At 58.9% G+C, this 12,811-nt stretch carries 14 protein-coding genes; 6 read left to right on the top strand and 8 right to left on the bottom strand.

Annotated features, from left to right (window positions below):
- The gene (locus AC3WLT_RS10225) at nt 1-936 is read left to right on the top strand and encodes an amidohydrolase family protein (RefSeq protein WP_492591763.1); all 936 of its coding nucleotides are present in this window, start codon (nt 1-3) and stop codon (nt 934-936) included.
- Between the two features lie 44 nt (nt 937-980).
- On the opposite strand, the gene AC3WLT_RS10220 is transcribed toward AC3WLT_RS10225, so the two are convergent.
- From AC3WLT_RS10220 to AC3WLT_RS10210, 3 genes are all read right to left on the bottom strand, one after another.
- Entirely contained in the window at nt 981-1,982 is a 1,002-nt protein-coding gene (locus AC3WLT_RS10220; protein ID WP_492591762.1) for a 4-hydroxythreonine-4-phosphate dehydrogenase PdxA, read from the bottom strand.
- Nucleotides 1,983-2,107: 125 nt separating this feature from the next.
- A complete protein-coding gene (locus AC3WLT_RS10215; protein WP_492591761.1) occupies nt 2,108-3,283 on the bottom strand; it encodes an L-rhamnonate dehydratase in 1,176 nt (391 codons plus the stop codon).
- Nucleotides 3,284-3,305: 22 nt separating this feature from the next.
- The gene (locus AC3WLT_RS10210) at nt 3,306-4,667 is read right to left on the bottom strand and encodes an MFS transporter (protein WP_492591760.1); all 1,362 of its coding nucleotides are present in this window, start codon (nt 4,665-4,667) and stop codon (nt 3,306-3,308) included.
- Between the two features lie 118 nt (nt 4,668-4,785).
- On the opposite strand from AC3WLT_RS10210, the gene AC3WLT_RS10205 reads away from it, so the two are divergent.
- On the top strand, nt 4,786-5,706 hold the full coding sequence (locus AC3WLT_RS10205; RefSeq protein ID WP_492591759.1) for a LysR family transcriptional regulator: 921 nt from the start codon (nt 4,786-4,788) through the stop codon (nt 5,704-5,706).
- Between the two features lie 163 nt (nt 5,707-5,869).
- Here AC3WLT_RS10205 and AC3WLT_RS10200 read toward each other — a convergent pair whose 3' ends face one another.
- Nucleotides 5,870-7,456, bottom strand: a complete 1,587-nt coding sequence (locus AC3WLT_RS10200) for an aldehyde dehydrogenase (NADP(+)) (RefSeq protein ID WP_492591758.1) — start codon at nt 7,454-7,456, stop codon at nt 5,870-5,872.
- 343 nt (nt 7,457-7,799) lie between these two features.
- On the opposite strand from AC3WLT_RS10200, the gene AC3WLT_RS10195 reads away from it, so the two are divergent.
- The 4 genes from AC3WLT_RS10195 to arsN2 are packed head-to-tail and all read left to right on the top strand — an operon-like array spanning nt 7,800 to nt 9,575.
- Nucleotides 7,800-8,117 (top strand): ArsR/SmtB family transcription factor, encoded by a 318-nt coding sequence (locus AC3WLT_RS10195; RefSeq protein ID WP_492591757.1) that lies wholly within the window; start codon nt 7,800-7,802, stop codon nt 8,115-8,117.
- Between the two features lie 11 nt (nt 8,118-8,128).
- Nucleotides 8,129-8,596, top strand: coding sequence for an ArsI/CadI family heavy metal resistance metalloenzyme (locus AC3WLT_RS10190; RefSeq protein ID WP_492591756.1), 468 nt, complete (start codon nt 8,129-8,131; stop codon nt 8,594-8,596).
- The gene (locus AC3WLT_RS10185) at nt 8,593-9,129 is read left to right on the top strand and encodes an arsenate reductase ArsC (protein ID WP_492591755.1); all 537 of its coding nucleotides are present in this window, start codon (nt 8,593-8,595) and stop codon (nt 9,127-9,129) included. Before AC3WLT_RS10190 ends, AC3WLT_RS10185 begins: the two co-directional genes overlap by 4 nt.
- Nucleotides 9,126-9,575, top strand: coding sequence for an arsenic resistance N-acetyltransferase ArsN2 (arsN2, locus tag AC3WLT_RS10180; protein WP_492591754.1), 450 nt, complete (start codon nt 9,126-9,128; stop codon nt 9,573-9,575). The genes AC3WLT_RS10185 and arsN2 overlap by 4 nt, the downstream gene beginning before the upstream one ends.
- Nucleotides 9,576-9,713: 138 nt before the next feature.
- Here the strand turns inward: arsN2 and AC3WLT_RS10175 are convergent, their stop codons facing one another.
- The 4 genes from AC3WLT_RS10175 to AC3WLT_RS10160 form a co-directional block, all read right to left on the bottom strand.
- Nucleotides 9,714-9,872 carry a hypothetical protein gene (locus AC3WLT_RS10175; RefSeq protein WP_492591753.1) on the bottom strand — a complete coding sequence of 53 codons (159 nt, stop codon included), beginning with the start codon at nt 9,870-9,872 and terminating at the stop codon, nt 9,714-9,716.
- Nucleotides 9,873-9,900: 28 nt separating this feature from the next.
- On the bottom strand, nt 9,901-10,644 hold the full coding sequence (gene phbB, locus AC3WLT_RS10170; RefSeq protein ID WP_492591752.1) for an acetoacetyl-CoA reductase: 744 nt from the start codon (nt 10,642-10,644) through the stop codon (nt 9,901-9,903).
- A 156-nt stretch (nt 10,645-10,800) separates the two neighbouring features.
- Nucleotides 10,801-11,370, bottom strand: coding sequence for a phasin family protein (locus AC3WLT_RS10165; protein WP_492591751.1), 570 nt, complete (start codon nt 11,368-11,370; stop codon nt 10,801-10,803).
- A gap of 317 nt (nt 11,371-11,687) precedes the next feature.
- The gene (locus AC3WLT_RS10160) at nt 11,688-11,885 is read right to left on the bottom strand and encodes a hypothetical protein (RefSeq protein WP_492591750.1); all 198 of its coding nucleotides are present in this window, start codon (nt 11,883-11,885) and stop codon (nt 11,688-11,690) included.
- Between the last annotated feature and the right edge of the window lie 926 nt (nt 11,886-12,811).

The following is a 12,811-nucleotide window of genomic DNA, read 5'->3' as shown; positions in this document are numbered from 1 at the left end:
ATGCATACCTTGCCCTCGCTGCATGACCGAACAAAGCTGGCCATCGTCGACGCGCACCATCATCTTTGGGATCTCGCGGCTGGCCATTACCCGTGGCTTCAGGACGAGTATCAAGGAGACGCATTCTTCGTTGGGGAATATCAGACCCTGCGTCGTGACTATCGGGTAACGGAATACCTGCGCGACACGTCGGGCTATAACGTGATCGCAAGCGTGCACATCGAGGCGGAGCGCTCGCGAAGTGAGCAGGTCGACGAAACACAGTGGCTGCATGAGGTACGGAACAGGACGGGGTTGCCGTCCGTTGCGGTACCGCACGTGTCGTTCATACAGGCTGACCGGGACGAAATTCTGGCATCCCACGCCAGCTATCCGGAGGTACGCGGCATTCGGTCGAAACCCGTGACCGCACGATCACCACAGGACAGCGTTCGGGGCCAGGTGGGTACGATGCAGGATCCCCAGTGGCTCGAAGGATTATCGGCGCTTGAACGATACGGCTACTCGTGGGATCTGCGCGTACCCTTCTGGCATCTGGCGGAAGCGGCGGAAGTCGCCGCCGCCTTCCCGCGCATCCGGATCGCTGTCAATCACACCGGTCTGCCGTGGGATCGCTCCGACGAGGGGCTAGCGCAGTGGCGATCGGGTCTCGAAGCGCTCGCCGCAAATCCGAACGTGTACATCAAGTTGTCCGAGTTCGGTCTGGCGGGCGGCCGATGGGACGACCGGAGCAACCGTCGCGTGATTCGCGATGCGGTTTCGATTTTCGGCCCGGATCGCGCGATGTTCGCGAGCAACTTGCCCGTTTCATCGATCAGCGCGAGTTTTGGCGTCATCGTCGAAACGGTGCTCGACGCGTTGGCGGACTACGACGATCCGGCGATCGCAAGAATTTTTTCGCAGAACGCTATTGCCTTCTACCGGATCGACGCCTGAGCGAATCGCTCGCGCACCGCACCGATAGAAGTCGGCATCTTTCGTCAGCCCAAGCGATCACTTGCCATTTGCGTGACGATGTCGAAAGCCTTCTGCGTGGCGCCGACATCTGCCTTACCCTGCCCTTGAATGTCGAAGGCGGTTCCGTGCGCCGGTGTCGCGATCGGAATCGGCAAACCACCGTGCACGGTCACGCCGCGCCAGAAACCCATTAACTTCATCGCAATCTGTCCTTGATCGTGATACATCGTGACGACGCCGTCGAACGCCTTCTGATCGCGGGCGCGCACGAAGATCGTATCGGCGGGGAACGGGCCTTGAGCGTCGTAACCGAGCTGACGTGCTACTTCCACGGCGGGCGCAATCACGTCGATCTCCTCCCTGCCGAACGCACCGTTGTCGCCGTTATGCGGGTTGAATCCACACACCGCGATGCGCGGGCTTGCAATGCCAGCACGCTTGAGACCGTCATGGATCAGTTGCACAGCGCCGACGATACGTTCCGACGTCAGCTTTTCGCTCACGTCTTTCAGCGCCATGTGCGAAGTCACCCGCGAGGTCCACAGTTCGTCCAGCACGTTGAACTCACAAAAGCTGCCTGTGTAGCCCAGTTGCTGGGCAAACCACTCCATTTCATCGCCTGTTTCCATGCCGGCCATGTGCAGTGACGTCTTGTTCACCGGCGCAAATAGCATGCCCTGCGTCCAGTTTTCCTGGGTCAACGCGAGCGCTTGCCGGAATACGTCGAGACTGTAGCGTCCCCCCCGCCCGGTCGAGGTTGCACGCTCGTAAGGTACGTCGTCCGGAAGCCGGAAGTCGATAAGCGACGGTACGCCGTGATTTGTGAACGCGGCTTCGACGTTGTCGACCACGTGGTAGTCGAAACGCTGACCGGCAATGTCCATCCCCGTTTCAAGCTCGCGACGGTCGCCGATGATAAGCAGATCCGCACGTGCACGGTTCTCGGCATTTGCGAGCAGACGTGCGATCAGTTCAGGACCAATGCCGGCGGGATCGCCAAGCAGGACTGCGATACGAGGTTTCATGATGTTCACCATTTTTTTCAGGCAGCTAATGTGTACGACGCAGATCGATGACGATCGATCCAATGATATAGACCAGCGCGCACGCGCTGTAAAAATACGGGACCACGTCGAACGACCTTGACTATTTACTCAATGATATTGAAATCGCCCAGATGCTTGTCGCTCAACTTGATGCCAAGACCGGGTGTTTCGTCGGACAGCTGCAGGAACCCATTTTGCGGCTGCGGCTCACCTTCGAAGATGTAATAAAACAGCTCATTGCCGACCTCTACGTCGAACACCGGGAAGAACTCGGACATCGGGCTTGCCGTGCTCGCCATCGTCAGGTGGTAGTTATGCATCTGGCCCGCGTGCGGAATCACCGGCACCGACCACGCTTCGGCCATCGCATTGATCTTGCGTGCCGCCGTCAGTCCGCCGACGCGATTCGTGTCGTACTGGATCACGTCGACCGCGCGGCGCTCGAGCAGATCCTTGAAGCCATAGCTGGTGAATTCATGCTCGCCACCCGACACCGGCACGATGTTCATCTTCTTCAGTTCCTGATATCCCTCGATGTCATCGCCGATCACCGGCTCTTCGATCCAGCGCGGGTTGAATTCAGCAAGCCGCGGAAGCATCCGTCGTGCGTATTCGAGCGTCCATCCCATGTAGCATTCGAGCATGATGTCGACCTCGTCGCCGACCAGTTCGCGCAGCAGCCGCACTTGCTCAATGTTCTTCGCCATTCCCTGCGGGCCATCCTTTGGGCCATATCCGAAGCGCATTTTCATCGCGGTGAAGCCCTCTTCCAGATAGCCCTTTGCCTCTCCTAGAAACGCTTCACGATCGTCGTTGTTGTAGAGCTTCGACGCATAGCACCAGATCTTCTCTTTCGTGCGGCCACCCAGCAGCTTGAACACGGGTTTGTTCACAGCCTTGCCCATGATGTCCCACAGCGCGATGTCGATGGCCGAGATCGCCGCCATGCCGATGCCCTTTCGCCCCCATGCGAGCGTGCGGCGATACATCTTCTGCCAGATGTATTCATTGTCGAATGGGTCTTCACCGATCGCGATCGGTGCGAGGTACTCATCGATGATCTGCTTGGCGACGCGCGGTGCGAGCGCGCAATTGCCGATCCCCACGGTGCCGTCATCGCACTCCACTTCAACGACGAGCCACCCGTGGAAGCGGAACGAACCCATTGCATCACCGCGCTCGTACAGAATGTCCACCGCGTTCGTGCAGAAATGCGCTTGCGGCGGTACGACCTTGCCTTTCCATTCAAAGACGCGCGTGCGGATGTGCTTGATCTTCATGATTCAAATCTCCTGGAAGAAGTTAGTGGCTCGGGCGGTTGCCGAGCGTTGCGGCAAAGTTGTCCGGTTTGCCGGATTGCAACGGATTGGGTCTGAAGGCAAGGAGCAGCGCGGCGCCAATGACACCGACCGCCGCGAGCATGAGCATGCCGGCCGACGGCCCGGCCATGCGTTCGGCGATTCCTTTGAGATTCGGCGCAACGAAGCCCCCCAGATTGCCGATGGAATTGATTAGCGCGATACCGCCTGCGGCGGCCACACCGCCGAGATAGTTGGTGGGCAGTGTCCAGAACAGCGGCTGCACGGAGACGAAGCCCGTTGCGGCAATGCAGAACGCGATGACAGCCAATGGAACTGACGCCGTGAGCGCGGACGCCGCTATCCCGGCTGCCGCGAGTGTGAGCATCGCGGCAGCCCAGATGCGATGGTGGCCAACGCGATCAGCCAGCCGCGTCACGACGAAGGTGCCGATGATTGCCGCGATCCAGGGGATAGCGGTAATGAGGCCGACTTTCGTCCCGACATGGCCGCCCGTCAGCCCGGCAATTCGCGTGGGAAGATAAAACACGACGCCATACACGCTCATCTGGACTGTGAAGTAGATCATGCTGCAGGCGAGGACGCGACGGTCGCGCAATGCACCGGGAACGGAGGCCGGCCCATGTGCCCGCTTGTGGTCGTCTTCAGCACGTAACGCGGCTACTAGCGCGGCTCTTTGTTCTTCAGGGAGCCAACGAGCTTGAGATGGACGATCCGTCAGATAAAACCATGCAATCACACCCACGATCGAAGCTGCCAGACCCTCGACCACAAACAGCCATTGCCACGAAAGGAGATGAAACGGGTTCGACATATCCAGCAGCATCCCTGATATCGGACTGCCCAGAAGCAGCGCGAGGGGAAAGCCGAAATAGAACGCACCCATGGTCTGCGAGCGCGTGCGTGCCGGAAACCAGCTGGAGAGAAACAGGATAATGCCGGGAAAAAAGCCGGCCTCTGCGATGCCGAGCAGAATGCGCAGCGTATAAAAACCTGTCGGACTGTGAACGAGAGCGGTACAGGCCGATACGATTCCCCATGTCACCATGATGCGGCTCATCCACGCGCGGGCGCCGAACCGGTACATCAAGAGATTGCTCGGAACCTCGAAGATGGCATAGCCGATGAAGAAGATGCCCGCGCCGAACGCGAATGCGGCGTCGCCGAGCCCGGTGTCTGCCTGAAGCACGTTCTTGGCAAAACCGACGTTCGCGCGGTCAATGAAGGCCAGCACGTACATCAGTATCAGAAACGGCAGCAGTCTGCCGCGCGCTTTCCTGATGGCGCCATGCAGCGCAGGGCTGGCGTTCACGTCCATGAAGTCGTCTCCTGAATATTTGTCCATACGTCGGCTCGTTTCACCCGTCTCGAGCATGTTTTTAAGTACCACTAGTGTGCGAAACTATGCGATAACTGACCATTGAATTAATCGTATCAGCCGATTCCCAGGAGTTATTGCTCAAATGATCGCCCCAGCATCCACCATCCGCAAACGTCTGCGCCTGCGTCACCTGCAACTGATGGTCGCGCTGTCGGAGACGGAGTCGCTCAGGCGTGCCGCCGACGAACTTGCGATGACACAGCCGGCGGCGACGAAGGCATTACAGGAACTCGAAGACACCGTCGGCGTTTCGCTTTTCGTCAGGCACGCTCGCGGCATGGAGCCGACCATCTACGGCGAGGCGGTGATGCGCTACGCGCGCGTGGTCTTCGAGGATCTGGATGAACTACGGGAAGAACTCGCCGCGATCGAGGCCGGCGATATCGGAAAGGTGCGCATCGGAGCCGTGATGGCGCCGTCGCCCGAGCTGCTGACGCAGACTATTGTGTCCCTCAAGGCCGCGCATCCGCGCCTTCAGATCACCGTTCAGATCGATACGAGTGATGTTCTGGTGCAGGCGCTGCAGCAAGACCAGCTGGATATCGTCATAGGCCGCATTCCAGACGGGTTTCCGGCGCTCGATTTAAGTTTCGAGACGTTGGCTGAAGAGGCACTGTCGATCGTCGCGCGGCCCGGCCATCCGGCTACCGGCGCGGCGCGCCCCCGCCTTGCGGAGCTTGCGCAATATCCGTGGATCGTGCAGCCGCATCCGAGTCCGATGCGGCAAATCATCGACCAGACCTTTCGTGAGTCGCGGGTCGCGCCACCCACGAGCACGGTGGAGACGTCGTCGATCCTCACGACGCTTTCTCTACTGCGCGACTCAGACATGCTGGCCGTGCTGCCGAGTTCAGTCGCTCAGTATTACGTCGCGCTCAGCGCGATTGCGTCGATCTCCACACCACTGCGAGGACGGCTTGCCCCTTATGGCCTGATCCTGCGGAAAAACCGTCGGATCAGGCCGGCAACCCAACTCGTGATCGATTCGATCCGCGGAGCATGACGGGCACCTATTGACCCGGGCGTTCGGCAAGCTGCAGATGCCCGTCGGTCGTTGTGCCTGCCGGTTCCAGACCGTCATCGAGCGGTATGTCCGGCCGCATGAAGAACGTCATGACAATACCTACCGCCAACAGCGCGAGCGAGCCTGCAAACGGTAGCGTCGATCAGAGGTCGGCCAGTTGAAGCTTGCCTTCAATGCGGCGGTTCAAGCCAAGGGGATTGGCTGTTTTCAATGCGTCGGGCAGCAAGGCTTCGGGCACGTCCTGGTAGCTCACAGGTCGAAGGAATCGCTCTATCGCGAGACTTCCAACTGAGGTGGATCGTCCATCCGCGGTTGACGGATAAGGGCCGCCATGCACCATCGCATGTCCAACTTCGACCCCGGTACCGAAGCCATTCACCAGAATGCGACCCGTACGACGCTCCAGAGCCGGCAAGAAGGCGCGAACGTCCGCATGATCGGCTTCGTCGATATGCAGCGACGAAGTCAGTTGGCCCTCCAGCGATTCGATCACTTCCAGCATCGTTGCAAGATCGGGACAGCGCACCACCATCGATGAGGCACCGAAGATTTCCTCCTGCAATTCGGCGTGCCGGAGAAACGCCTCGGCGGTGGTCGCAAACAGCGCTGATTGACCTTCGGTTGCGTCAACGGGTGCCTTGCCGCGTGCGAGCATCGCCACTTCCGGGTGATCAGCAGCCTTGGCAACCGCCCGCTGATACGCGTCGCGGATGTTTGGCGTGAGCATTGTCGCCGCCGGCATATCAAACAGCGCGGTTGAGGCGGCGTCGATAAAACGGTCGAGATGTGGACCGTCAATCCCGAGGATCAGCCCTGGATTCGTACAGAACTGGCCAGCCCCAAGTACGAGCGACGCGGCAAAAGCGCGGCCGACGGCCTCCGCACGGTTTTTTAGTGCTGCCGGAAACAGCAGCACCGGATTGATACTGCTCATTTCGGCATACACGGGAATGGGTTCCTTGCGGGCTGCCGCAAGCTTCATCAGCGCCGTGCCGCCGCCTCGCGAGCCAGTAAAGCCCGCCGCCTTGATCCGATGGTCGCTCACCAGTTTCTGGCCGATCTCGCGGCCACTGTCGAACAGCAACGAGAATGTCCCTTCGGGCATGCCACAATTCTTCACCGCTTTCTGCACGGCCATGCCCACCATCTCGGAGGTCCCTGGATGCGCCGAATGGGCTTTGACAATCACCGGGCACCCTGCGGCGAGCGCCGAAGCCGTATCGCCGCCTGCCACCGAGAATGCCAGCGGAAAGTTGCTCGCGCCGAATACCGCCACCGGGCCCACACCGACATACCTCAACCGCAAATCAACGCGAGGCAACGGTTTGCGCTCCGGCTGCGCGGGGTCGATGCGAACGCCCAGAAAATCGCCTGAGCGAACGACGCTTGCGAACATCCGCAACTGGCCCACCGTACGGCCGCGTTCGCCCTCGATACGGACACGCGGCAGGCCGCTCTCCATGACGCAACGCTCGATCAGATCATCGCCGAGGTCGAGGATATTTTGCCCGATCGCTTCGAGAAAGCGTGCTCGGGCTTCAAGCGCGCTCTCGCGATAGGAATCGAACGCGGCCCACGCGAGCGCGCATGCGGCGTCGAGGTCGGCTAAAGTCGCACCGCCAAACGAAGGCTCCAGCAAAGCGCCAGTGGACGCATTGACGGCCCTGATCGAACCATTCGAACCGCGCACGGTATGTTGGCCAATGAGTAGATTGCCCGAAATCTGCATGATGGAAGCAGTCTCCTTTATTCGAATTGAGCCAACTATACGTGCGCGATAGCCGGTTTGAATAATGAAACCTTTCCATGAGGTGATAACTTTTACGACTCACTGATAACCTCGCGGCGAGGCCGCACGCTCGAGATATGGTCGCCTGAAGACAAGGCGTTCTGGGCACGTGAAGGCGAGGCGATTGCCAGACTCAACCGCCTTCGTCTGGGTGCCATGGATCGCGCTGGCGCCATCACCTTTCACGCCGTTGACATGCGTGTGTTACACGGCCCCAGCGCGAACAGAAGCATCATTTCAATAATACTTGAAATATAGAAATGAATGACCTATCGTTCCGGACATGGACTCGAATCTCGTTGTACGCGCCCTGGGCGCGCTCGCCCATGAATCGCGCCTCGCGATCTTTCGCGCCCTTGTCGTGGCCGGACGTGGCGGTATGGCTGCCGGTGAAATCGCACAACAGTTGGGGCTGTCCCCTTCAAGCCTGTCGTTTCATCTCAAGGATCTGTCATACGCTGACCTGGTAAAGCCGCGACAGGAGGGGCGTTTCGTCGTCTACACGGCGAACTTCGATGCCATGACCGGCCTGATCGGCTTCTTGACGGAGAACTGCTGCGCTGGTGCCGCGTGTGCCGCGAGCGATCTCCCCAACTGCTGAGGAGACATACCATGAAGCGCATGCATATCCATGTCGCTGTTGAAAACCTGAGCGACAGCATCCAGTTCTACAGCGCCCTGTTCGGCAACGCCGAGCCCACCGTTCTCAAGAACGACTACTGCAAATGGGAACTGTCGGATCCTGCAGTGAATTTCGCGATCTCGCAGCGCGGCGCAAAACCAGGTGTCGATCACATCGGCATTCAGGTCGACACCGACGCGGAGCTGGCTGAGATGAATGCGCGTTTCAGCGCGGCACAACTGCCAGTCGCGGCGCAGATAGGCACGACCTGCTGCTATGCCAGGTCAAACAAGGCGTGGACGATTGATCCACAAGGCGTCGCCTGGGAAACTTTTCGAACACTCGATGCAGCGCCGGTCTATGGCCACTCGCGCGAGCAAACGCAAACGCACCAGCGATCGTCGGCTGCATGCTGCGCGCCGTCTGAACCTGCCGTGACTTTCTCGAGCCGCCCGTGAGCGACAAACCTTACTCGATTCTCATTCTCTGCACGGGCAACAGCGCGCGCAGCATCATGGCCGAAGCACTCTTCAACGTACTGGGAAAGGGGAAGTTCCGGGCGTATAGCGCGGGCGGTCATCCATCCGGCACCGTCAATCCGTTCGCGATTGAGCGGTGCGAAACGCTCGGCTATGACACGTCGCAATTACGGAGCAAGAGCTGGGATGAGTTCGCGACACCCGACGCTCCGCACATGGATTTCGTTATCACGGTTTGCGACCAGGCCGCGGGCGAAGTCTGTCCGATCTGGCCCGGCAAACCGATGACAGCTCATTGGGGGTTTGAAGATCCGGCCGCTTTCGAGGGCAGCGACGAAGATAAGCGCAAGGTCTTCAGCAAGGTCTATCGGCAGATCATGAACCGGGTGAGCCAGTTCGTGAACCTGCCGCTGCATGTGCTGGACCATAACGCGATCCAGCGAGAAATGCGCGCCATCGGCGAGAAGCCCGCAGAGGAATCAAATCAAGTGCGAGCGAGCATGCGGCCATGAAAATAAGAACGACCAGCGACGCTGATCTGAACGAAATCCGAAAGCTTCTACTCGTCAATGGCTTATTGGTGGAAGACGTTTCGGCGTCGCTCATCGAAGGATTTCTGGTCGCAGAAGATGCGAGCGGATCTGTCATCGGCAGCATCGGACTTGAGCGACTTGGCTCCAGTGTGCTGTTGAGATCGCTCGCTGTCGCGTCACACGTGCGCGGAACGGGCATTGCACGGCAACTGGTCGTACGGCTCGAAGAGATGGCGCGCTCGTGCGGCCAACTGGATGTCTGGTTACTGACAACAACCGCGGAGCGTTTTTTTGAGCGAGCCGGGTATAAGCAGGTAACCCGAAACGGAGTGCCGGGCGAAGTGCAGCTATGCAGGCAATTCGCCGCTCTGTGTCCTTCGACGGCTACCTGCATGCGAAAGCGGCTTTGCCCGATGCACTCCTGAAGCCTCGGCTTAGAGGATGCTGCTCGTTCAGAGGACCAGCAGAATCCGAGGGCCGCCACCGCGCCTGAGCGCGCGGCAGCCCAGCCAACGATGCGATCACCCTCGGTACCGCAACAACAGCACAGGGAGCGCAGAAGCTCAATGCGAGGCTCTGCTCCAGTCCCGCCAGTAGCGACGGTAATCCAGCTCTCTGAGCTGTCTCCGGCGCATTTGCTCCCGGTGATAGTGAGCGGCGACGAACACGGCTGCCATCGCCAGCACGAATGAACCTACGACAATTGTCACTGTTTCACTCATCGGAACCTCCATGGCTGCTCTCTCCGGTTCATTGCAGGTGCTGCCCTCCGTTGATCGCAATGTTGGCTCCAGTCACGAAGCCCGCTTCGCGCGAACACAGGTACAGCACAAGTGCGGCGACTTCGTCGGGCTGCCCGAGCCGGCCGACCGGAATCTGCGGAATGATCTTCGTCTCGCGGATTTCCTCGGGCACCGCCATCACCATCTTCGTCGCGATATAGCCAGGCGAGATCGTGTTGACGGTGACGCCTTTCTTTGCCACCTCGAGCGCCAGCGATTTCGTGAAGCCGTGCATGCCGGCCTTCGCCGCGGCATAGTTGGTCTGACCGAACCCGCCCTTGGAGCCGATGATCGACGACACGTTGATGATGCGGCCCCAGCCACGCTCGACCATGCTGTCGCACACCGGCTTAGTCATGTTGAACACCGAATCGAGGTTGGTCCGGATGACCGCGTCCCAATTGACCTTGTCGAGCTTCTTGAAGCTGGCGTCGCGCGTAATGCCGGCGTTGTTGATCAGGATGTCGACCGGCCCGACTTCCGCTTTGATCTGCGCCATGCATTTTTCGCACGAGTCGTAGTCGGCGACGTCGACCGCATACCCGCGGAACTGTCGTCCCTCGGCTTCCATGCGTGCGAGCCACTCGTTCGCACCGGTGTTGCCGGGCGAATGGGTGACTACGACCGCATAACCGGCGTCGTGCAGCTTGATGCTGATCGCTTCGCCAAGTCCGCCCATTCCCCCCGTCACCACCGCGATCTGCTTTGCCATCGAATCGTCCTCGCAAAAGCTGGCCTCATGCTCATCTGGAGCAATACGGCATTCAGTCCAGGAATTGGATGTGCTGGAAACTGGAATCCCTTACCCATAAGGAATCCTTCATACACCACATAAACCGCACCGTGGGCATCGCTGCCCACGTCAGTCCTATCGCTTCGCGCCCTCGGCTACGGGCGCCCGCTCGGAGTTGCCTCGCACGGCCTTTGACGCTGTGGCCGTGACTGCATCAAAATTACTCCCGGCAACCTGCACGGCCTGCTGCGCCGTTTTCTGCAGCGATTCGCACAGGGTCGTGGTGGCGGCAATCGCAGATTTCCACGCAGCGATCGCTGCTTCGGAACCTGCGGGAGCACTCTTCGCCGCTTCCTCGACGAGTGTCTGCACGCGACCGTTATACCGTTCGTAATGCGCCTGTGCGAGTTGTGTGACCTCAGCCTGCGTGGTCGACGCGATGTCGAACACTTGCCGGCCATATGACAGCGATTTTTCTGCGAAGGGCCCGGTGAAACCTGCTTGCAGCGCGAACCACTGCTGCGGGTCCGTCGTGCCGGGCGCCTTCGTCAATTTCTCCTGCGTCTCGGCCAGCGTGGACTTGACGACCTGCAGGTTCAACGCGACCAGTTTTTCGACGCCTTCAAAGACCTTCCCGCCCAACTCGAAGAATGCGTCGAGGTTGGCCTTCGCGGCAGCGACTTGCTCAGTGTTCGATAGAGCCATTATTGAATTCCTCAAAATTCGGTCCGGCGCGCGAAACCCCGTTCGGACGGGTGTGTTGCGGCGGATCGCGATGATAGATAAACCGAAGTGCAAGGACGCTTGCCATGCAGCACGCGTCGCGATGACTTCGGACGGTCGTTACATCAACAGGCACTACAAACCAAACCCCAACTGAGAACCCAACCCCAACAGCGACGCTTCGTTCATGACTGTTGCTTCGCCGCGCTCGCCGTGTGGTGCAGCAGCGCTCGCGTCGAACATGGGGACAGCAAACGCCGCAGTTTCATTCAGGACCGCGAGGTAGACGCCGCAGATGTCTAGCGCATCCGGGCGACGGCCTTGAGAATGGAATCGCCGTCGCTTGTGACATGAGGACGCGAGCGTCCCGACGCGAGGTTTTCCAGTGATATGAGTTGCCGCTCGAACAGCGTGTCGAGCTCGGCGCGGCCTAGATCAATCTGATCCGGCGCGGCCTTGATGAGCATTAAGGTAGCGAATTCATGGGGACTCAGCATATCGTCTCCTCGATTTAGTCTGTCTGTGCAGCGGGTATTAATTACGCTCTCCAGCGTTTTCCCGGCAAATATTCCTGCCGTCTCCGTAAAGCGATCATTCGAGAAATCGAATCACGGAGACGCCATCATAACCGCTCAATTTTCGAATGCAATATGTGAAATGCTTTTATTGGTTCAGCCATTATGTATGATGAATACATTTGCGCCGCATAGCTGCACATTGCCTCCCACAATGCAACTGTGGATGCCAGCGAGTGCCCGACTGGCAAGGCCCGCGAGTTGGTATGGACCACACGTCAATTTTTTAACAAGTTACTTAATTAATTATTCCAATTCATTCGACATAATTGAGTGAGTTCATATTTGAATATTGTATTTATAGGTCAGCGCCTTCTTGAAGGAGGCGGCAATCCATAGTCCGAAATTGCGAAATATTTATTACAGCGCGCGTGAATTTTCCTTGCCTCCCGAATTTCAATCAGCGCAAAGACTCGACAACCGTTGACTTCTGCCGCTGTAGCGAAGGAACGGGAGAAGAAAACTGTACGATCGGCAAAACCGCCGGGCATACCCAGGCATACGGCTCTCACCAGAAGGCCGGATAGATCCGGCCCGCCCATGCAAGGTGACGCAGCGATCCTTTATCGAACAGCCTTCACAATCGAGTTGACTTGATCGGCACACAGTCGTGTCAGCTTCGTGATGTACATGCGTGGAATCCTGAATGGTGCCGGTCGCAGCGTAGCGTGCCCAGCAGGATAGCGATATTCGTTCGCCCGCTCCTCGCTGGACAGAAGTCTTCGGTTTCGCTGAACGTAGTCAGATACCAGGCTTGGGGGCGGTACGTTCCGCGTCTCCGAGAGAGGTATGATGGTCGTTACTGGTCACGTCAGCGTAGGAGGAAATCATGCCCTCAAACCCGACCA

It is taken from the genome of Paraburkholderia sp. FW306-2-2C-D06C (assembly GCF_058781505.1).
The sequence above is the reverse complement of the archived record's forward strand: the minus strand, read 5'-3'. Positions and strand labels throughout refer to the sequence as shown.